This is a genomic window from Pseudomonas sp. UBA6562, from assembly GCF_002434265.1.
Lineage (GTDB): Bacteria > Pseudomonadota > Gammaproteobacteria > Pseudomonadales > Pseudomonadaceae > Aquipseudomonas.
The window spans coordinates 56,098-73,093 of record NZ_DJJS01000002.1 but is presented as its reverse complement, the minus strand read 5'-3'; the positions used below and the strand labels follow the sequence as shown (position 1 = coordinate 73,093).

At 66.2% G+C, this 16,996-nt stretch carries 15 protein-coding genes; 8 read left to right on the top strand and 7 right to left on the bottom strand.

All coding sequences use genetic code 11. From position 1 onward, the window contains the following. Nucleotides 1-34: 34 nt before the first annotated feature. Nucleotides 35-904 (top strand): DMT family transporter, encoded by an 870-nt coding sequence (locus B4M43_RS02190; protein WP_296263757.1) that lies wholly within the window; start codon nucleotides 35-37, stop codon nucleotides 902-904. A 200-nt stretch (nucleotides 905-1,104) separates the two neighbouring features. Then, nucleotides 1,105-1,800, top strand: a complete 696-nt coding sequence (locus B4M43_RS02185; protein ID WP_296263754.1) for an SOS response-associated peptidase family protein — start codon at nucleotides 1,105-1,107, stop codon at nucleotides 1,798-1,800. 130 nt (nucleotides 1,801-1,930) lie between these two features. On the opposite strand, the gene msrA is transcribed toward B4M43_RS02185, so the two are convergent. From msrA to B4M43_RS02165, 4 genes are read right to left on the bottom strand one after another with little or no spacing between them, the layout of a single operon-like run. Then, nucleotides 1,931-2,398, bottom strand: a complete 468-nt coding sequence (gene msrA, locus B4M43_RS02180; protein ID WP_296263751.1) for a peptide-methionine (S)-S-oxide reductase MsrA — start codon at nucleotides 2,396-2,398, stop codon at nucleotides 1,931-1,933. Further along, nucleotides 2,395-3,315 (bottom strand): homocysteine S-methyltransferase family protein, encoded by a 921-nt coding sequence (locus tag B4M43_RS02175; RefSeq protein ID WP_296263749.1) that lies wholly within the window; start codon nucleotides 3,313-3,315, stop codon nucleotides 2,395-2,397. The genes msrA and B4M43_RS02175 overlap by 4 nt, the downstream gene beginning before the upstream one ends. Next, nucleotides 3,312-4,361, bottom strand: a complete 1,050-nt coding sequence (locus B4M43_RS02170; protein ID WP_296263746.1) for a glycine betaine ABC transporter substrate-binding protein — start codon at nucleotides 4,359-4,361, stop codon at nucleotides 3,312-3,314. Before B4M43_RS02170 ends, B4M43_RS02175 begins: the two co-directional genes overlap by 4 nt. A 16-nt stretch (nucleotides 4,362-4,377) precedes the next feature. Then, a complete protein-coding gene (locus B4M43_RS02165; protein ID WP_296263927.1) occupies nucleotides 4,378-6,447 on the bottom strand; it encodes an ATP-binding cassette domain-containing protein in 2,070 nt (689 codons plus the stop codon). A gap of 413 nt (nucleotides 6,448-6,860) precedes the next feature. On the opposite strand from B4M43_RS02165, the gene B4M43_RS02160 reads away from it, so the two are divergent. Further along, the gene (locus B4M43_RS02160) at nucleotides 6,861-7,391 is read left to right on the top strand and encodes a hypothetical protein (RefSeq protein ID WP_296263744.1); all 531 of its coding nucleotides are present in this window, start codon (nucleotides 6,861-6,863) and stop codon (nucleotides 7,389-7,391) included. A gap of 26 nt (nucleotides 7,392-7,417) precedes the next feature. Here B4M43_RS02160 and B4M43_RS02155 read toward each other — a convergent pair whose 3' ends face one another. Next, nucleotides 7,418-8,191 carry an AraC family transcriptional regulator gene (locus tag B4M43_RS02155; protein WP_296263742.1) on the bottom strand — a complete coding sequence of 258 codons (774 nt, stop codon included), beginning with the start codon at nucleotides 8,189-8,191 and terminating at the stop codon, nucleotides 7,418-7,420. A gap of 242 nt (nucleotides 8,192-8,433) precedes the next feature. On the opposite strand from B4M43_RS02155, the gene B4M43_RS02150 reads away from it, so the two are divergent. From B4M43_RS02150 to B4M43_RS02130, 5 genes are all read left to right on the top strand, one after another. Continuing rightward, nucleotides 8,434-10,050: an APC family permease gene (locus B4M43_RS02150; RefSeq protein WP_296263739.1), complete on the top strand. Its 1,617-nt coding sequence runs from the start codon at nucleotides 8,434-8,436 to the stop codon at nucleotides 10,048-10,050. A 22-nt stretch (nucleotides 10,051-10,072) separates the two neighbouring features. Next, entirely contained in the window at nucleotides 10,073-10,999 is a 927-nt protein-coding gene (locus B4M43_RS02145) for a 4-hydroxyproline epimerase (RefSeq protein ID WP_296263737.1), read from the top strand. 42 nt (nucleotides 11,000-11,041) lie between these two features. Further along, a complete protein-coding gene (locus B4M43_RS02140) occupies nucleotides 11,042-11,989 on the top strand; it encodes a dihydrodipicolinate synthase family protein (RefSeq protein WP_296263735.1) in 948 nt (315 codons plus the stop codon). Nucleotides 11,990-12,080: 91 nt separating this feature from the next. After that, entirely contained in the window at nucleotides 12,081-13,658 is a 1,578-nt protein-coding gene (locus tag B4M43_RS02135; RefSeq protein WP_296263732.1) for an aldehyde dehydrogenase (NADP(+)), read from the top strand. Beyond that, a complete protein-coding gene (locus B4M43_RS02130; RefSeq protein ID WP_296263926.1) occupies nucleotides 13,559-14,908 on the top strand; it encodes an NAD(P)/FAD-dependent oxidoreductase in 1,350 nt (449 codons plus the stop codon). Before B4M43_RS02135 ends, B4M43_RS02130 begins: the two co-directional genes overlap by 100 nt. Before the next feature lie 367 nt (nucleotides 14,909-15,275). Here B4M43_RS02130 and B4M43_RS02125 read toward each other — a convergent pair whose 3' ends face one another. Continuing rightward, nucleotides 15,276-16,073, bottom strand: a complete 798-nt coding sequence (locus B4M43_RS02125; RefSeq protein ID WP_296263730.1) for an SDR family NAD(P)-dependent oxidoreductase — start codon at nucleotides 16,071-16,073, stop codon at nucleotides 15,276-15,278. Continuing rightward, a complete protein-coding gene (locus B4M43_RS02120) occupies nucleotides 16,073-16,849 on the bottom strand; it encodes an alpha/beta fold hydrolase (RefSeq protein ID WP_296263727.1) in 777 nt (258 codons plus the stop codon). The genes B4M43_RS02125 and B4M43_RS02120 overlap by 1 nt, the downstream gene beginning before the upstream one ends. Between the last annotated feature and the right edge of the window lie 147 nt (nucleotides 16,850-16,996).

Sequence of the window (16,996 nt, the reverse complement as noted above, 5' to 3'; positions counted from 1 at the left end):
TGATGTACTGCCCGCCCTGAACGAGGACGTGCCAATGGAAAAATCGACGAGCGGATGGATCAACGGCTTCATCGGCGTGGCCATTTTCGCAGGCTCCCTGCCGGCCACACGGGTGGCGGTGGCCACCTTCGAACCCACCTTCCTGACCTGCGCCAGGGCGACGATCGCCGCGCTGGTCAGCGCGCTGTTCCTGTTCGCGCTGCGGCAACCGTTGCCCAGACGCGCTGATGTGGGGTCATTGGTGGTGACGGCGCTGGGCGTGGTGATCGGTTTCCCGCTGCTGACGGCGTTGGCCTTGCAGCATGTCACCTCCGCCCACTCCATCGTCTTCGTCGGGCTGCTGCCGCTGTGCACCGCAGGCTTTGCCGTGCTGCGCGGCGGCGAGCGACCGCGGCTACTCTTCTGGGTGTTCTCCCTGATCGGCGCCGGGCTGGTGGTCGGCTATGCGTCGAGCAACGGCGCGCAAGCGTCGGTTGTGGGCGACCTGCTGATGCTGGCCGCAGTGGTCGTGTGCGGATTGGGCTATGCGGAGGGGGCGCGTCTGTCGCGCACCTTGGGCGGCTGGCAGGTGATCAGCTGGGCGCTGCTGGTGGCGGCACCCCTGATGCTGCTGGTGACGCTCGCTACTTTTCCGGCGCTGGGCAGCTTCGCCGAGGTCAGCGCGCCAGCGTGGTTCAGCTTTGCCTACGTGTCGCTGTTCAGCATGCTGCTTGGGTTCGTGTTCTGGTACCGGGGGCTGGTCCAAGGTGGCATCGCGGCGGTTGGCCAACTGCAACTGCTGCAACCCTTCATGGGCCTTGGACTGGCGGCGGTGTTGCTGCACGAGCATGTCAGTTGGGCGATGTTGGCGGTCACGCTGGGTGCGGTGGCGTGCGTGGCCGGGGCGAAGCGATATGCCAAGTGAAGGGCGCACGCCTGGACACCTGCGAGTCGCCGGGTTTGATGCCGGCGGAGGCAGGCGCGGCAGGCCGCCTGTCAGGGGGCTGCGCAAGGCGATGGTCATGGCGTGCGCGCCAGCACAGACTGCACATGCACACAAATACGTGCGCCCCCTGCCCCGTCGATCCCTGCCGGGTATCGCCGACCAACGCACCGAGGTGAAGGATGTGTGGACGCTACTCGCTGTACGAAGACATGGACCACTACCTGCGCCAGCTCGACCTCGACCTGCCGGTGGTCAACGGTTATGACCAAGTGCGCATCGACCGCTACAACGTCGCGCCGCGCAGTAAGGTCGAGTTGATCCGCCGACTGGAAAACGGCCTGAGCATCGACCGCGTGACCTGGGGCTGGGCACCGCACTGGGCTAACGGCAAAGGCCCGGTGCCGATCAACGCGCGCGGCGAAACGGTGCTCACCGGGCGCTTCTTCAAATCGCTCTGGCCCCACGGCCGTGCGCTGGCGCCGGCCAACGGCTGGTTCGAATGGGTCGCCGCCGCCGACGGCGGCAAGCGCAAGCAGCCCTACTACATCCATGCCGCCAACGACGAGCCGCTGTTCTTCGCGGCGCTGGCACAGGTCTCGGACGATGCCGAGCACAGCGGGCGAGACGGTTTCGTAATCCTCACCGGCGCCGCCGACGAAGGCCTGCTCGACGTGCATGACCGCAAGCCGCTGGTCCTCACCCCGCAACTGGCACGGGAATGGCTGGATCCGAGCACCTTGGCCGCGCGCGCCGAAGCGATCGTGCGCGACGGGTGTCGGCGGGCCACGGATTTCACCTGGCATGCCGTGGACAGCGCAGTCGGCAATGTACGCAACGACGGCCCGCAGCTCATCGCACCCTTGGCGGCGGACTAAGGGGCGCCGCATGCCCGTCCGAATGGGGATCGAAACACTACCCGATTTTTCGCAAGCGCCACGACGATCGTCTCTTGCGCCTGCGAAAACCTGGACCGGTTCGATGAACCCTGTCAGAGCCGGGCTCGATTCAGATCGAGCAGCTGCTGGCGCCGTGCTTTTCCAGGTACCGCTGCTGATCTTCGTCCGCCAGTTCGAACTCGCCCAAAGGCACGATGACGGTGGCCACCGGTTTGCCCAGTTGCCCCGAGTCCTCCAGACGCTGCTTGGCGGCTGCTGCCAGATCGGCTTGTTCGGCACTGTTGTAGAACACCGCAGACCGGTACTTGACCCCGACGTCCGCGCCTTGGCGGTCGACGGAGGTGGGGTCGTGCAAGGTCCAGAAGTGTTCGATCAGCCGACTGTAAGTGATGACGGCGGGATCGAAGTCCACCTGCACCACCTCGATCTGCTCGGAGGTTCCCGTCGCCGACCGCGCAAAACCGACCCGGCTGTCGAGCACGCCCGGCAACGCCCTGAACGCGGCTTCCGCGCCCCAGAAACAGCCGGCGCCGAAGGTTGCCTGCTCTGGACTGCTGTGTTGTTGAACTGCCGTCATGTTCCGGCGACCTCTTGTTGATTCACTAGATGAAGGTGCAATCGTTCGATGTGTTCCGGGCCGATCCCGCAGCAGCCGCCAACGATGCTGGCACCCGCTGCGACCCAGGTCCGCGCCCACTGCAGGTAGGGTTCGGGGCCCAGGTCGTCGCGAATCTCGAGCAATGTGCTATTGGCTTCGGCCTCTGCGCTGACCGGCGCGAACGCATTGGCGTAGACCCCCAGTTCGACGGGTTGGCCAAGCGCCAGAACGACGCTTCGCGCCTCGGCCAGGGCCGCCGCCATGACTTCCGGCTGGCTGCAATTGAACAGTACCGCCTGCGTGCCCAACTCGACCGCCACACGCACCGCGTCGGCCACAGCCTCGCCAGAGCGCAACCGCGCGGGCGCATCGACCTCTTCCAGCAGCGTGAACGACACCCACAGCGGCTTGGGCTCGGCATCCAACGCTTGCGCGACGGCCCGTACCTCGGCGATGGAGCTTTGGGTTTCGGCCAGCCAGACGTCGACATGCGCACGCAACCCGGCGATCAGTTGCCGGTGGATGGCGAGCGCGCGCCCGTGGTCGAACAGGTCCGGCCGGTAGGACCCCAACGGCGGTGGCAGCGAGCCGGCCACGGTCACCGGTTCGGGGCTGTGCGAGGCAGCCTGACGCGCCAGACGCCCTGCGCTGTCGGCCAGCGCGTGCCCTTGCTCGGCAAAGCGCGCTTCGCCGATGTGGAACGGCACCACGGCGTAGCTATTGGTGGTGATGATCCGCGCACCGGCCGCGATGAAGGCCTGATGGGCCTGAAGAACGAACCGGGGCGCCTCGATCAACGCCAACGCGGACCATTCCGGTTGGCGAAACGGTGCCCCGATGCGCTTGAGCTCGCGCCCCATGCCGCCGTCGAGCAAGCGCACGCTGACTTGGTTCATTGCGCCGCGCTCAGGGTGGGCGCTGGCGTTGACAACCACTGCTCGACCGTGGCGCCGTTGGCCTGGACCCAAGCCTTGGCTGCGACGTCGGCCGGCACCTGCTCCTTCTCGATCTTCTGGATCAGGCCATTGAGCTGCGCAGGATCGATGGCGAAGTTATGCAGGAACTCGGCGATTTTCGGCGCACGCTTCTGCAAGGCTGTGGATGCCAGCACATAGACCTTGGCATCCGGGAAGGCGCAGGTCACCTTGCTCTTGTTCAGCCAGTCCGGATCGACGGTCGGGCTGATGAACTTCCAGCAACCGTCGGCTTTGTAGAGCGGGTCGTCTTTCTTGTTGTCCTGGGCGTAGCCGTCGAACGCCGGCTCTTCCAGGCGGCGCAGATCGAAGGCGGAGAAGATCCAGTCCGGGGTGTAGGCGTAGAACACCACACCGCGTTGCGCCTTGTAGGCGGCAGCCAGTTTTGCGTAAGTCACCGACGCTTCGGTGGACACCGACTCGAACTTGTCGGCGAACCCGTAATCCTTCGCCTTGATCTGGCCGATGTAAGTGGACTCCCACCCGGCCGGGCCCACCAGCAGTTCGGCCTTGCCACCGCCCAGCGGCTCGAAGAGCTTCGCCACTTCGGGCTTGTTCAGGTCGTAGATCGACTTCACGCCATACTTGTCCTGCAGATAGCCGGGGATGTAGAACCCCTGCTCGCCCAGGTACGGGTGGGCGTTCGGTACCAGCGAGCGCGTACCGCCGGTGACGTACCTGGCCCACGCAGCCGACTGGTTGGGCAGCCAGATGTCGGTCAACACGTCGACCGAGCCATCGCCTTTGGCGGCCGCGCTGAACAGCACCGGCACGTCGCCTGCCAGATACGACACGTCACCGTCGAGCCGACTGCCGATGACTTCGCCGAGGATGTGTTGAATCGCGATGGCACCGGTCCAGTTCTGCTCGCCGATGATGATTTTTTCTTTGGCCATGACCGTCGTCGGGAGTGCCAAGGCGGCCAGCAATGCGGTGGCCCCCAGCTTGCGCAATAGGTGTGTCTTCATATGGAGCCTCACTGCTTCAGAGATGTGCGGGGTCTTGCTTGCGCAAGCTCGATTGAATGATTCGGTCGGGGATCAGCGCGCACAGGACGATGGCTATACCGGCCAGCACACCTTCCCCGCCTTTGATGTTGCGCAGCGCGGTCATCACGTCGTAACCCAGGCCTCCGGCGCCGATCAGCGCAGCCACCACCACCATCGACAGGCTCATGACGAGGGTCTGGTTGATGCCCAGCAACAACGAGCGACGCGCCAAGGGCAACTGGACCTTGATCAGGGTCTGCCAAGGGCTGGCACCATGGGCGACGGCAGCCTCCACGGCATCCTTGGGCACCTCCTGGATGCCTAGCGAGGTCAAGCGGATCATCGGCGCGAGGGCGAAGATCACCGTTGCGATGACGGCAGGGGTCTTGCCCACGGAGAAGAACGCCACGGCAGGAATCAGGTAGACGAAGGTCGGAAGCGTCTGCATGACGTCCAGCAACGGCGTGAACACCCGCCGCACCAGCGGCCGCTTGGCCAACAGAATGCTGGTGGGCACGCCGATGAGCAGGGCGATCAACACGGACGAACCGACCAGCGCCAGCGTGGCGATGGTGCGTTCCCAGAAGCCGAACAGGCCGATGTACAGGAGCGCGGCGCTGCTGGTGAGCGCCAGCGCCCAGCCGGCCGAACGCCATGACAGGAACACCAGCGCCAAGGCGGACACCGGCCATGGCAACCAGCCCAGCAGTTGCTCGATGCCTTCGATGACGGTGCGCACCGCAACGATGATGCCGACGAAGGCGTTTTCGAAAGTGCCCTGCGACCAGCCGATGAACTGGTCGATGCTCTGTGCGGCCAGCAGCAGCAACGAGCGGTTGGCCGGGAACTGCACGAGCAGGCCGGTGGCATCGGGCGTCAGCACACGCCAGATCACCAGGGCCTGGCTGACGGTGAGCACGGCCAGGGGCAAGCCCCAGCCCCCCAGGCTGCGCCGCACTGGCTGGCGGCTCAACGAGCACGCCGTGAAGCGACTGGCGGCGAAGACGACCGCTGCCAACACGACCGTCAGCCACGACGCGCTGGCGATGCCTTGGCCGAATGCCGCCAGCGCGGCGAGTTCTGCGGCGAAGCCGAGCCAGAAAAGACCGCCCTTGCCCCGTGCGGCCAGCGCGGCGGGCCCCAGCAACAGGGCCTTCCACCCGGGCAAGCCGGCATGCGCTTCTGGCGCTCGATGGGCAGCCTTGGATGCCTCAGGGTCGATGGCGTCGAGGGGTTCGACGCGGCGCACAGGTGCAGGGCTCGGGCCGCAGTCACGGAAGAAATTCGCCACTTCGGCGTCGGCCGGCTGCTCGAGCAGCTGTTTGGGCGCGCCCAACTGTACCAGCCGGCCTTTGCGCAGCACGGCGATGCGGTCGGCCAGGCGGACGGCTTCCAGCGGATCGTGGGTGACCAGCAAAGTGCTGATGCCGCGCTCGCGCACCAGCTCCAGAAAGTGCCGTTGCAGGTCGCGGCGGATGGTCGGGTCCAGCGCACTGAACGGCTCGTCCATCAACAGGATGTCCGGATCGGTCACCAAGGCCCGGGCCAGGCCGACACGCTGCTCCATGCCACCGGACAACTCGTGCGGGTAGTGTTCGCCCCACCCGTCGAGCCCGACCGCCTGCAATTGCGCGAGCGCCGCCGCCTGGCGAACCGACTCGGGCTCACCGCGCAACTCGAGGGGCAAAGCGACGTTGTCGAGCACCGTACGGTGGGGCAACAAGCCGAAATGTTGGAAGACCATGCCGATACGCCGCGAGCGCAGATCGCGCAACGCCTTGTGGCTCAGATCGCTGATGGCCTGGCCATCGATCAGGACCTCGCCGCTCGAAGGCTCGATCAGGCGGTTGATGTGGCGCAACAGTGTGGACTTACCGCTTCCGGAGGTCCCCATCAGACACAGCACTTCACCGCGCCGCACCTTTAGGCTGACGTCGCTGACGGCGGGCGACACCGAGGGGCCTTTGCGCGGATAGGCTTTGGTGATGCCGCGCAACTCGAGCACGACCTCGCCCTCGTCCGAGGGGTCGTCATGGGGTTGCGCGAAGGGTCGAGGCGCGTCGATCCGGGCGGTCGCCGAAGAAGTTTGAATGCGTGTCACAGGAGCTCCGGGCAAGCGACTCCAGACGAGGGCGAGGCGCCCCCTCCAGATCAGAAATTAGCTGAGCGTCAGGCCAGGGTTCGAAACGCTGGGCCTGAGGTAGGAAGCGCCGTCTGGGCAACGGAACGCCTTCTCGGGCATAAAGCTAATCGATCTTAAAAAACTCTTACAAATACCTTTTTAGCATTAGCTTAAACCTATCAATACACCTCGATTGAACATGCCAAGGCTCGGCCAGCACACCTGAGCCAAGGCTATTGATGGCGATGGGACTAGAGGGCAGGGATTGATCGCGCAGTAAGCAACGTACCTAATGCCGGCTCGGGGCCCATCGGGCTGACAGGATGGGCTGAACAATGCAGAGGGAAGGGAAAACCATGCGGAAAACTGTCAGGAATCTAAAAAAAGATGCTACTGATCTAGTGAAAATCCTTGTCGGCGAGGCGGCGATAGCTCTTTTGACAGGCGGGCTGCCGACATACCACTTCGGAAGGAAAAACTCACAGAGTTTCGACGCTATTGTCAGCGCATTGCTAGCCGATGAAGCGTTGATCGACTATGCCGGCTGCTCCTTGCTGGTTTTTCTACTGCTACCGATTGCCAAGCGCTGCTATCGCTTTAACACCGACCCACGCAACGACTTTTTCAATGGCCTCTATAACGTCTTGATGGAAGCCAGCAGCGGTTTTGTTGCAATACTTAGAGTCGGCTCGGGCGTAGCTATGGGCATCCTGGCGCTTCCCACTACCATCACTCTGGTTTCCACGTTCGCGCATTACCAGACGCTGTGTGGAATGATCGTATTCTGTTGCCTCATCAGTGGCTTGTTGTCTTTTCACAAAGCCAACGCCGATAGACATCTGTACCGCAGCCGCTATCGAAACCCGTTGCACATGAAGCTCAGGTGACGCGCTCCTGACAGCGACCCACGCACTTATCCTTCCGTCGCCTTGCGATACTCGCGCGGCGTAAACCCCGTCAACTGCTTGAACTGTCGGCTGAACGCGCTGTGGTCGGTGTACCCGCAGCGCAGCGCGACCTCGGTGATCGGCAAGTCCGAATGCAACAGTCGGTGGGCCTGCTCCAGCCGCGCTTTGTGGATCATCTGCCGCGGCGTGAGGTGGAACACGCGCTTGCAGTAGCGCTCCAGCTGGGCCACCGAGATGCCGGCGATGCGGGTCAGCTCGCCGAGGCTGATCGGCTGGTGGAAGTGCTGGCGGATGTGTTCGTCCACTGCCGCCAGCCGCTGGTAGGCCGGGTGGGTGTGGGCGGCCGACTGCAGATCCACGGAAATCCCCACCAAGCCGATGATGTCGCCGGCCTGGCCGTACAGCGGGCGCTTGTGGGTCAGGCACCAGCCGGGCTCGCGGCTGCCGTACAGGTGCAGCTCCAGTTGGTCTTCCAGCACCCGGCCGTCCTTGAGCACACGGCGATCCTGCTCGGTGTAGCCGGGGCCGAGTTGCGCCGGAAAGACCTCGGCGCTGGTCTTGCCCAGCAACGGCTGCAAACGCTTGAGCCCGCAGCGCTGCACCAGGGTGGTGTTGGCCAGCACGTAACGGGCGGCGGGGTCCTTGATGAAAATCGCCGCGTTGGGAATGGCGTCGAGGATCGGCAGCAGCAGCGAAACCCCAGCGAGCAAGGCTTCGAGATTGGCCGGCCGGTAGTGCTCCAGGTACGGAAACAGGCTGCCCAGGGGGGTGTCGGTCATCTCGCGAGCCCTTGTGCGAAGAGGCCTGGAGCCTAGCCCCACGGTCTGCGCGCGCGCCAGCGCTTTGTGGCGACTGTGCCGATTTCGTCATGACCCTTGCAGAAAACCATCAAGAACCCTTGCCCCGATCGGTTCAGGCTATGCCCTACGCAAGCCGCCCACCGCCTACAACAACGCGGCCCCTGCGCCACCTTTCGTGACATCAGACCTGCCTACCCAATAACCAACAACAAGGCGAACCCATGTCAGGCAAATTCAAGAAACAGCTGTCGTTGCTCGACCTCACCTTCATCGGCCTCGGCGCCATCTTCGGCTCGGGCTGGCTGTTCGCGGCCAGCCATGTGTCGGCCATCGCCGGCCCGGCGGGCATCCTGTCGTGGTTCCTCGGCGGCTTCGCCGTGCTGCTGCTCGGCATCGTCTACTGCGAGCTGGGCGCCGCGCTGCCGCGTGCCGGTGGCGTGGTGCGCTACCCGGTCTACTCCCACGGCCCGCTGCTGGGCTACCTGATGGGCTTCATCACCCTGATCGCCTTTTCCAGCCTGATCGCCATCGAAGTGGTCGCCTCGCGCCAATACGCGGCGGCCTGGTTTCCGCAGTTGACCAAGGCCGGCTCCAGCGACCCCACGGTGCTCGGCTGGCTGGTGCAGTTCGCGCTGCTCGGGCTGTTCTTCGTGCTCAACTACCGCAGCGTGAAGACTTTCGCCAAGGCCAACAACCTGGTCAGCGTGTTCAAGTTCATCGTGCCGCTGCTGGTGATCGGCGTGCTGTTCACCTTCTTCAAGCCGGAAAACTTCGCGGTGCAGGGGTTCGCCCCGTTCGGCCTGTCGGGCGTGGAGATGGCGGTGTCGGCCGGCGGCGTGATCTTCGCCTACCTGGGCCTGACGCCGATCATCTCGGTGGCCAGCGAAGTGAAGAACCCGCAGCGCACCATCCCCATCGCGCTGATCCTCTCGGTATTGCTGTCGACCGCGATCTACTCGCTGCTGCAACTGGCGTTTCTCGGCAGCGTGCCGACCGAAATGCTCACCCAGGGCTGGGCCGCGGTGTCCAAGGAACTGGCCCTGCCCTACCGCGACATCGCCCTGGCCCTGGGCGTGGGCTGGTTGGCGTACCTGGTGGTGGCCGACGCGGTGATCTCGCCCAGCGGCTGCGGCAACATCTACATGAACGCCACGCCTCGGGTGGTCTACGGTTGGGCGCAGACCGGCACCTTCTTCCGCTATTTCACCCGCATCGACGAGCAGTCGGGCATCCCGCGCCCGGCGCTGTGGCTGACCTTCGCCCTGGCGGTGTTCTGGACCCTGCCGTTCCCTTCGTGGGAGGCGCTGATCAACGTGGTCTCCGCCGCGCTGGTGCTGAGCTACGCCGTGGCGCCGGTGACGGTGGCCGCCCTGCGCCGCAACGCCCCCGACATGCCGCGCCCGTTCCGGGTCAAGGGCATGGGCGTGCTGGGCCCGCTGTCGTTCATCATCGCCGCGCTGATCGTCTACTGGTCGGGCTGGAACACCGTGTCGTGGCTGCTGGCCCTGCAGATCCTGATGTTCGTGCTGTACCTGCTGTGCGCCCGTTTCGTGCCCACCCAGCATCTGTCGCTGGGCCAGCAGGTGCGCTCGTCGGCTTGGCTGATCGGCTTCTACGCCGTGACCATTCTGCTGTCGTGGCTGGGCAGCTTCGGCGGCCTGGGCGTGATCGGCCACCCGCTCGACACCCTGGCCGTGGCCGCCTGCGCCCTGGGCATCTACTACTGGGGCGCGGCCACCGGTGTGCCGGCGCACCTGGTGCGGCTGGAAGGCGATGACGAAAGCGAAGCCGCCAGCGACGCGCCGACCGGGCCGCACAACGCTGCACTGGCCCCCTGACCTCTTGCCGACGGATAAGCCCATGAAGACCATCCACATCATCGATTCACACACCGGTGGCGAGCCCACGCGCCTGGTGCTCGACGGCTTTCCGGCGCTGCTGGGGCGCGACATGGCCGAGCAGCGCGACGAGCTGCGCGAACGGCACGACCATTGGCGTCGCGCCTGCCTGCTGGAGCCGCGCGGCAACGACGTGCTGGTAGGCGCGCTGTATTGCCCGCCCGTCTCGCCCGGCGCCACCTGCGGCGTGATCTTCTTCAACAACGCCGGCTACCTGAACATGTGCGGCCACGGGACCATCGGCCTGATCGCTTCGCTGCGGCACCTGGGCCGCATCGCCCCCGGCGTGCACTTGATCGACACGCCGGTCGGCCAGGTCAGCGCCACCCTGCACGACGACGACAGCGTCACCGTCGGCAACGTACCGTCCTACCGCTACCGCCAGCAGGTGGCCGTCGACCTGCCCGGCCACGGTGTGGTGCACGGCGACATCGCCTGGGGCGGCAACTGGTTCTTCCTGGTCGGCGAGCATGGCCAGCGCCTCGACCTGGACAACCGCGACGCCCTCACCGACTACACCTGGGCCTTGCTCAAGGCCCTGGAAAACCAAGGCATCACCGGCGAACACGGCGCGCCCATCGATCACGTCGAGCTGTTCGCCGACGACCCCCAGGCCGACAGCCGCAACTTCGTCATGTGCCCCGGCAAGGCCTACGACCGCTCGCCCTGCGGCACCGGCACCAGCGCCAAGCTGGCGTGCCTGGCCGCCGACGGCGCGCTGGCCGAGGGCGAGGTATGGGTGCAGGCGAGCATCACCGGCAGCCAGTTCCAGGGCCGCTACGAACGCGACGGCGAGCACATCCGCCCGTTCATCACCGGCCGCGCCTACATGACCGCCGACAGCACCTTGCTGATCGACGAACAGGACCCTTTCGCCTGGGGCATCTGAGCCCAGCGCTTTTCCAACTCGAACCGAACAGGAGCTAACACCGTGGACAACAACATCTTCAGCGGCACCATGCCCGCCCTCATGACCCCCTGCACCGCCGCCCGCACGCCGGACTTCGACGCCCTAGTGCGCAAGGGCCACGAACTGATCGAGGCCGGCATGAGCGCCGTGGTCTACTGCGGCTCGATGGGCGACTGGCCGCTGCTGAGCGAGGCCGAACGCCAGGAAGGCGTGGCCCGGCTGGTGGCGGCGGGCGTTCCGACCATCGTCGGCACCGGTGCGGTGAACAGCCGTGAGGCCGTGGCCCATGCCGCCCACGCGGCCAAGGTCGGCGCGGCCGGGCTGATGGTGATTCCACGGGTGCTCAGCCGCGGCGCCTCTCCGATCGCGCAAAAACACCACTTCTCGGCGATCTTGGCCGCGGCGCCGAACCTTCCCGCCGTGATCTACAACAGCCCGTATTACGGCTTCGCCACCCGCGCTGACCTGTTCTTCGAACTGCGCCGTGAATTCCCCAACCTGATCGGCTTCAAGGAGTTCGGCGGCGGCGCCGACCTGCGCTACGCCGCCGAGCACATCACCTCCCAGGACGACGCCGTGACGCTGATGGTCGGCGTCGACACTCAGGTGGTGCATGGCTTCGTCAACTGCAACGCCACCGGCGCCATCACCGGCATCGGCAACGCCCTGCCGCGCGAAGTGCTGCAGCTGGTGGGCTTGAGCAAGCAGGCGGCCAAGGGCGACGCCCGCGCCCGCCGCCTGGCACGCGAGCTGGAGGCCGCCTTGGGTGTGCTGTCGTCGTTCGATGAAGGCTGCGACCTGGTGCTGTACTACAAGCACCTGATGGTGCTCAACGGCGACCGCGAGTACGCCCTGCACTTCAACGAGACCGACGCCCTGACCGACGCGCAACGCAACTACGCCGAACAGCAATACGCGCTGTTCCGCAGCTGGTACGCCAACTGGTCGGCCGAGCAGAACCTGGCCTGATGACCACAGGCTGTCTGGCGCACGTGCGACTGCGTATCGCACACGCCGCGCCAGGCAGCGCTTTACCTTTCTCCGAGACCAAGGACGCCCCATGACCCTCACCGGCACTCTGCTGATCGGCCAGACATCGGTCACCGGCACCCAAGCCCCCCTTCACGCCATCGACCCGGCTAGCGGTCAGGCACTGCAACCGCCCTACCCCGGCGCCAGCGCGGCGCAGGTGGCCCAGGCCTGCGCCCTGGCCGAGTCGGCCTTCGACGCACTGCGCGAGACCTCACTGGAGCAACGCGCGCACCTGCTCGAAGCCATCGCCGAGCAGATCGAAGCGCTCGGCGACGCGCTGATCGAGCGCGCCGTCGCCGAAAGCGGCCTGCCCCAGGCGCGTATCCAGGGCGAGCGCGCGCGCACCTGCGGCCAGTTGCGCCTCTTCGCCCGCGTGGTGCGTGCCGGCGAATGGCTCGACGTGCGCATCGACCCGGCGCAACCCGAACGCCAACCGCTGCCGCGCCCCGACCTGCGCCAACGGCAGATCGCCCTGGGACCGGTGGCAGTGTTCGGCGCCAGCAACTTCCCGCTGGCCTTTTCGGTGGCCGGCGGCGACACCGCCTCGGCGCTGGCCGCCGGCTGCCCGGTGGTGGTCAAGGCGCACAGCGCCCACCCCGGCACCAGCGAGCTGGTGGGCCAGGCGGTGGCGCGCGCCGTGCAGGGGTGCGGCCTGCCGGAAGGCGTGTTCTCGCTGCTGTACGGGGTGGGCAACGAAGTGGGCATCGCGTTGGTCGGCGACCCGCGGATCAAGGCCGTGGGTTTCACCGGCTCGCGCAGCGGCGGCCTTGCGCTGTGCCAAGCCGCCCAGGCGCGGCCGGAGCCGATTCCGGTGTATGCGGAGATGAGTTCGATCAACCCGGTGTTTCTGTTCCAGGCCGCACTGCAAGCGCGTAGCGAAAGCCTGGCGCAGGGCTTCGTCGCCTCGCTCACCCAAGGCGCCGGCCAGTTCTGCACCAACCCAGGGCTGGTGGTCGCCCGCCAGGGGCCGGCCTTGCAGCGCTTCGTCGATGCGGCTGGCGAGCAGTTGGGCAAAGCTGCCGCGCAGACCATGCTCACCCCGGGCATCGCCAGCGCTTACCAGCACGGCATCGAGGCCCTGGCCGCCCATGCCCGAGCCACCACGGCGGCCAGCGGTCAGCCAACGCAGAGTGCCAACCAAGGCCAGGCGCAGTTGTTCGTCACTGACGCGCAGGCATTTCTCGCCGACAAGGCGTTGCAGGCCGAGGTGTTCGGCGCCGCGTCGCTGGTGGTCGCCTGCGCCAGCGACGCGCAGATGAAGGCAGTGGCCGAGCATTTGGAAGGCCAACTGACTGCCACGTTGCATCTGGACGACGCCGACTTCGACGCGGCCCGCGCGCTGCTGCCCACGCTCGAGCGCAAGGCCGGTCGCCTTCTGGTAAACGGCTGGCCGACTGGTGTGGAAGTGTGCGACGCCATGGTCCATGGCGGGCCGTTCCCGGCCACCTCCGATGCGCGCACCACCTCGGTGGGCACGGCGGCGATCCTGCGTTTCCTGCGACCGGTCTGCTATCAGGACTTCCCCGACACGCTGCTGCCCCAGGCGCTCAAGCTCGGCAACCCGCTGCGCCTGCGGCGTCTGCTCGACGGCAAGCGGGAAGGCTGAGCATGGAGCACTCCCCCGCCACCGATATCGTCGTGGTCGGCGCCGGCATCATCGGCGTCGCCTGTGCCTTGCAATTGGCTCGGCAAGGCCGCCGGGTGCTGCTGGTGGACCAGCAGGCACCCGGCCAGGGCGCGTCCTGGGGCAATGCCGGGCACCTGGCCACCGAGCAGGTGTTCCCCATCGCCGACCTGTCGATCCTCAAGCGCCTGCCGCGCATGCTGCTCGACCCCATGGGGCCGCTGCGCCTGGACTGGAAGTACCTGCCCCAGGCCCTGCCCTGGTTCACCCGCCTGCTGCTCAACCTGCGCCCCGCGCCGTTCCGGCGCAGCGTTGCGGGCATCCGTACGCTGAACGAGGGCAGTTTGCAGGCCTGGCAACGCCTGCTGGCCTCCATCGGGCGCAGCGAGCTGTTCCATCGCGACGGTTCACTGCTGGTGTTCGAGCAAGGGCAGTCGCGCGAAGCGCTGCTGGCGCTCAAGGCGCGCATGCAACAGCAACGGGTGCCGGTGCAGCTATGGTCCGCGCAAGACGTGCAAGCCGCCGCGCCGCAGTTGAATCCGGCGCTGCTCGGTGGCTTGTTCTTTCCCGAGACCGGCCATTTCGTCGATCCCTACCGTGTGCTGCGCGCGTTGTTCGATGCGGCCCAGGCTCAAGGTGTGCGTTTCGTCCAGGCCCGGGTCGATGGCGGCCAGGTGAGTGCCGACGGGGTGAGCCTGACCAGCGACATCGGCCCGCTGCACGCCCGCCAGGTGCTGCTGTGCTGCGGCGCGCACTCGGCGCACCTGACCGCCGCGTTGACCGGCACGCGCGTGCCGCTGGACACCGAACGCGGCTACCACCTGATGCTGCCCCACGAACGGCAGCGCCTGCCGTTCGCCGTCACCTCGCTGGAGCGCCGATTCATCATGACGCCCATGGACGGCGGTCTGCGCCTGGCCGGCACGGTGGAGTTCGCTGGATTGCATGCACCGGCGAACATGCAGCGCGCCTGGCAACTGCATCGCCTGAGCGAAGGGCTGTTCCGACAGGGGCTGAGCGCCGAGGGCGCCACGCCGTGGATGGGCATGCGGCCGTCCCTGCCCGATTCGTTGCCGGTGATCGATAAGGTATGCGAGGGGCGGGTGTTAATGGCGTTCGGGCATCAGCACCTGGGGCTGACCCAGGCGGCGATCACGGCGGAGTGGATCGGTGCATTGGCGGCCGACGGGGATGCGTCCATGACGCAGGCTTACCGGCTGGGCCGGTTTTGAAGCATTCGGAACTGGGAAAACGGGGGCTTGGCTCGTACCAGCCGGCTAAGCCGAGATAGGGTTGGTTAGGGCTGCTTTGCAGCCCATCGCGGCTAAAGCCGCTCCTACAGGAGAGGCGTTAGGGCTGCTTTGCAGCCCATCGCGGCTGAAGCCGCTCCTACAGGGGAGGCGAAAACTTGTGGGAGCGGCCGGTTCGGCGCTCCGATTAGCCGCGATGGGCCGCAAAGCGGCCCCGATTGCTGGCTGACAGGCATTGAGGTATCGGCATTTGGACGCTTGGGCCGAACGACGACACACTCTTCTTTTCAGTGATGCCAAGCGTTGACTGGCTCAGGCCGCGTTATTCGCACGGCGCCAACCAACCGCGTCAGTTCTGCACGCTCTGCACCGACCCGCCGTCCACGCGCAGGTTGCTGCCGTTGATGAACGACGCCCGCTCGGACACCAGCAAAGCGATGGCCGACGCTACTTCCTCCGGCTGCCCGCGACGTTTCTGGACGATGCCGGGGCGTTCCTCTTCCAGGAAGCTCTGCACCGCCTCGTCGAAGCTGACGCCCAATTCCTTCGCACGTTTTTCCATCATGCCGTTGGTCATGCCGGTCTCGATGAAGGCAGGCGCGACGGTGTTGCACAGCACGCCATGGGCCGCTTCCTTGTACGACAGGTTCTTGATGAAGGCCGCCAGCGCCGCTTTGGCCACGTTGTACACGGCCTCTTCCCAATAGGGCTGCACGGCGTTCTCCGAAGTGATGCACACCAGGCGGCCCCAGCCGCGCTTGCGCATGGCCGGCACGGTGGCGCGGGCGACACGCACGGCGCTGAAGAAGTCGGTGGCCCAGGCCTCTTGATAGTCGTCGTCCGATACCTCCAGCGGGTCGCCCTTGGCGCCGGTCACGCCGGCGGTGTGCACCACGATGTCGACCTGACCGAAACGGGCTTCGGCCTGTTTCACCAGGTCGTCGACCGCGGCCTGATCGGTCATGTCCGCCGCCACCAGTAACGGCTCGCCGGCGACGTCTGCCGTGGCCTCTTTGAGCTTGTCCTGATCCAGATCGGTCAACACCAGCTTCACACCTTCTTCGGCCAGCAGGCGTGCAGTCGCCAGACCGATGCCCCCACCCGCGCCACTGATCAATGCCACACGGTTCTTCAAGCCTAAGTCCATCAACGATCTCCTTCAGGGGTACGAGCAGCGATACGGTGAGCGAATTCGAGCATCGGCTTGGCCAATGCGAGGGGCGTTTGCAGGGGCATCAGGTGCCCGGCACCCGGGAGGGTGAGCAAGGTGCTGTCGGGAAAGTGCGACAGCGTCGTGCGCTGCTGTTCCTGTGCGCCTGGCACTTGAGCGTCGTCGGCGCCGCAGACCAGCAGCGCCGGGTACGGCAGGCTGCCGATGCGCGGTTGCCAGTCCTCGCGGCTGCCGTGGTCGACCCAGGCGCGCCAGGCGTCGAGGTTCACCGCTTGCGCGTCGGCGATGGCCACCTCGCGCAGCGGTTCTGGCAGGCGGTGGTGGCTGGAATCGTCGACGAAGGCTTCGGCTTCCTCACGCGACGCGGTATAGGCGCGCTGCTGGGCGCGGTCTTCGTCGCTCATCGGCTGCGGACCGGGCGGCGAAGGCGCTACCAGTACCAGGCCGTGCAGGTAGTCGGGACGGCGCGAGGCCAGGACCACGGCCACTTTGCCGGTCATCGAATGGCCGACGAGAATGCAGCGCTCGAGGCCGAGTTGGCGGATGCTGGCATCGACCTGGTCGGCCATCTCTTCGACCGAATAGCCGCCGATGGCATGGGCGTCGCCAAAGCCGGGTGTGTTGAGCGCGATGCAGGTGTGCTCGCGGTCGAGAAAGGGAATCGTGGGGCCCCAGGTGCGGTGGGAACCGCCGAGGAAGTGCATCAGAACGAAGGTGATCGGGCCGTGGCCCTGTTGGCTGTGTGGGAGCATCGCACGTGTGTCTCGTGGGGTTTATGAATGGAGAGAGGCGCGCGAAAAGGAGTTCATTTATTTGCGGGGCTGCGCCCGTTGCACGGTGACGGCGATGGATGGGTATAGTTGCCCTCGCCCCGCGATAGGCCGCTTGGCACCGTGCGC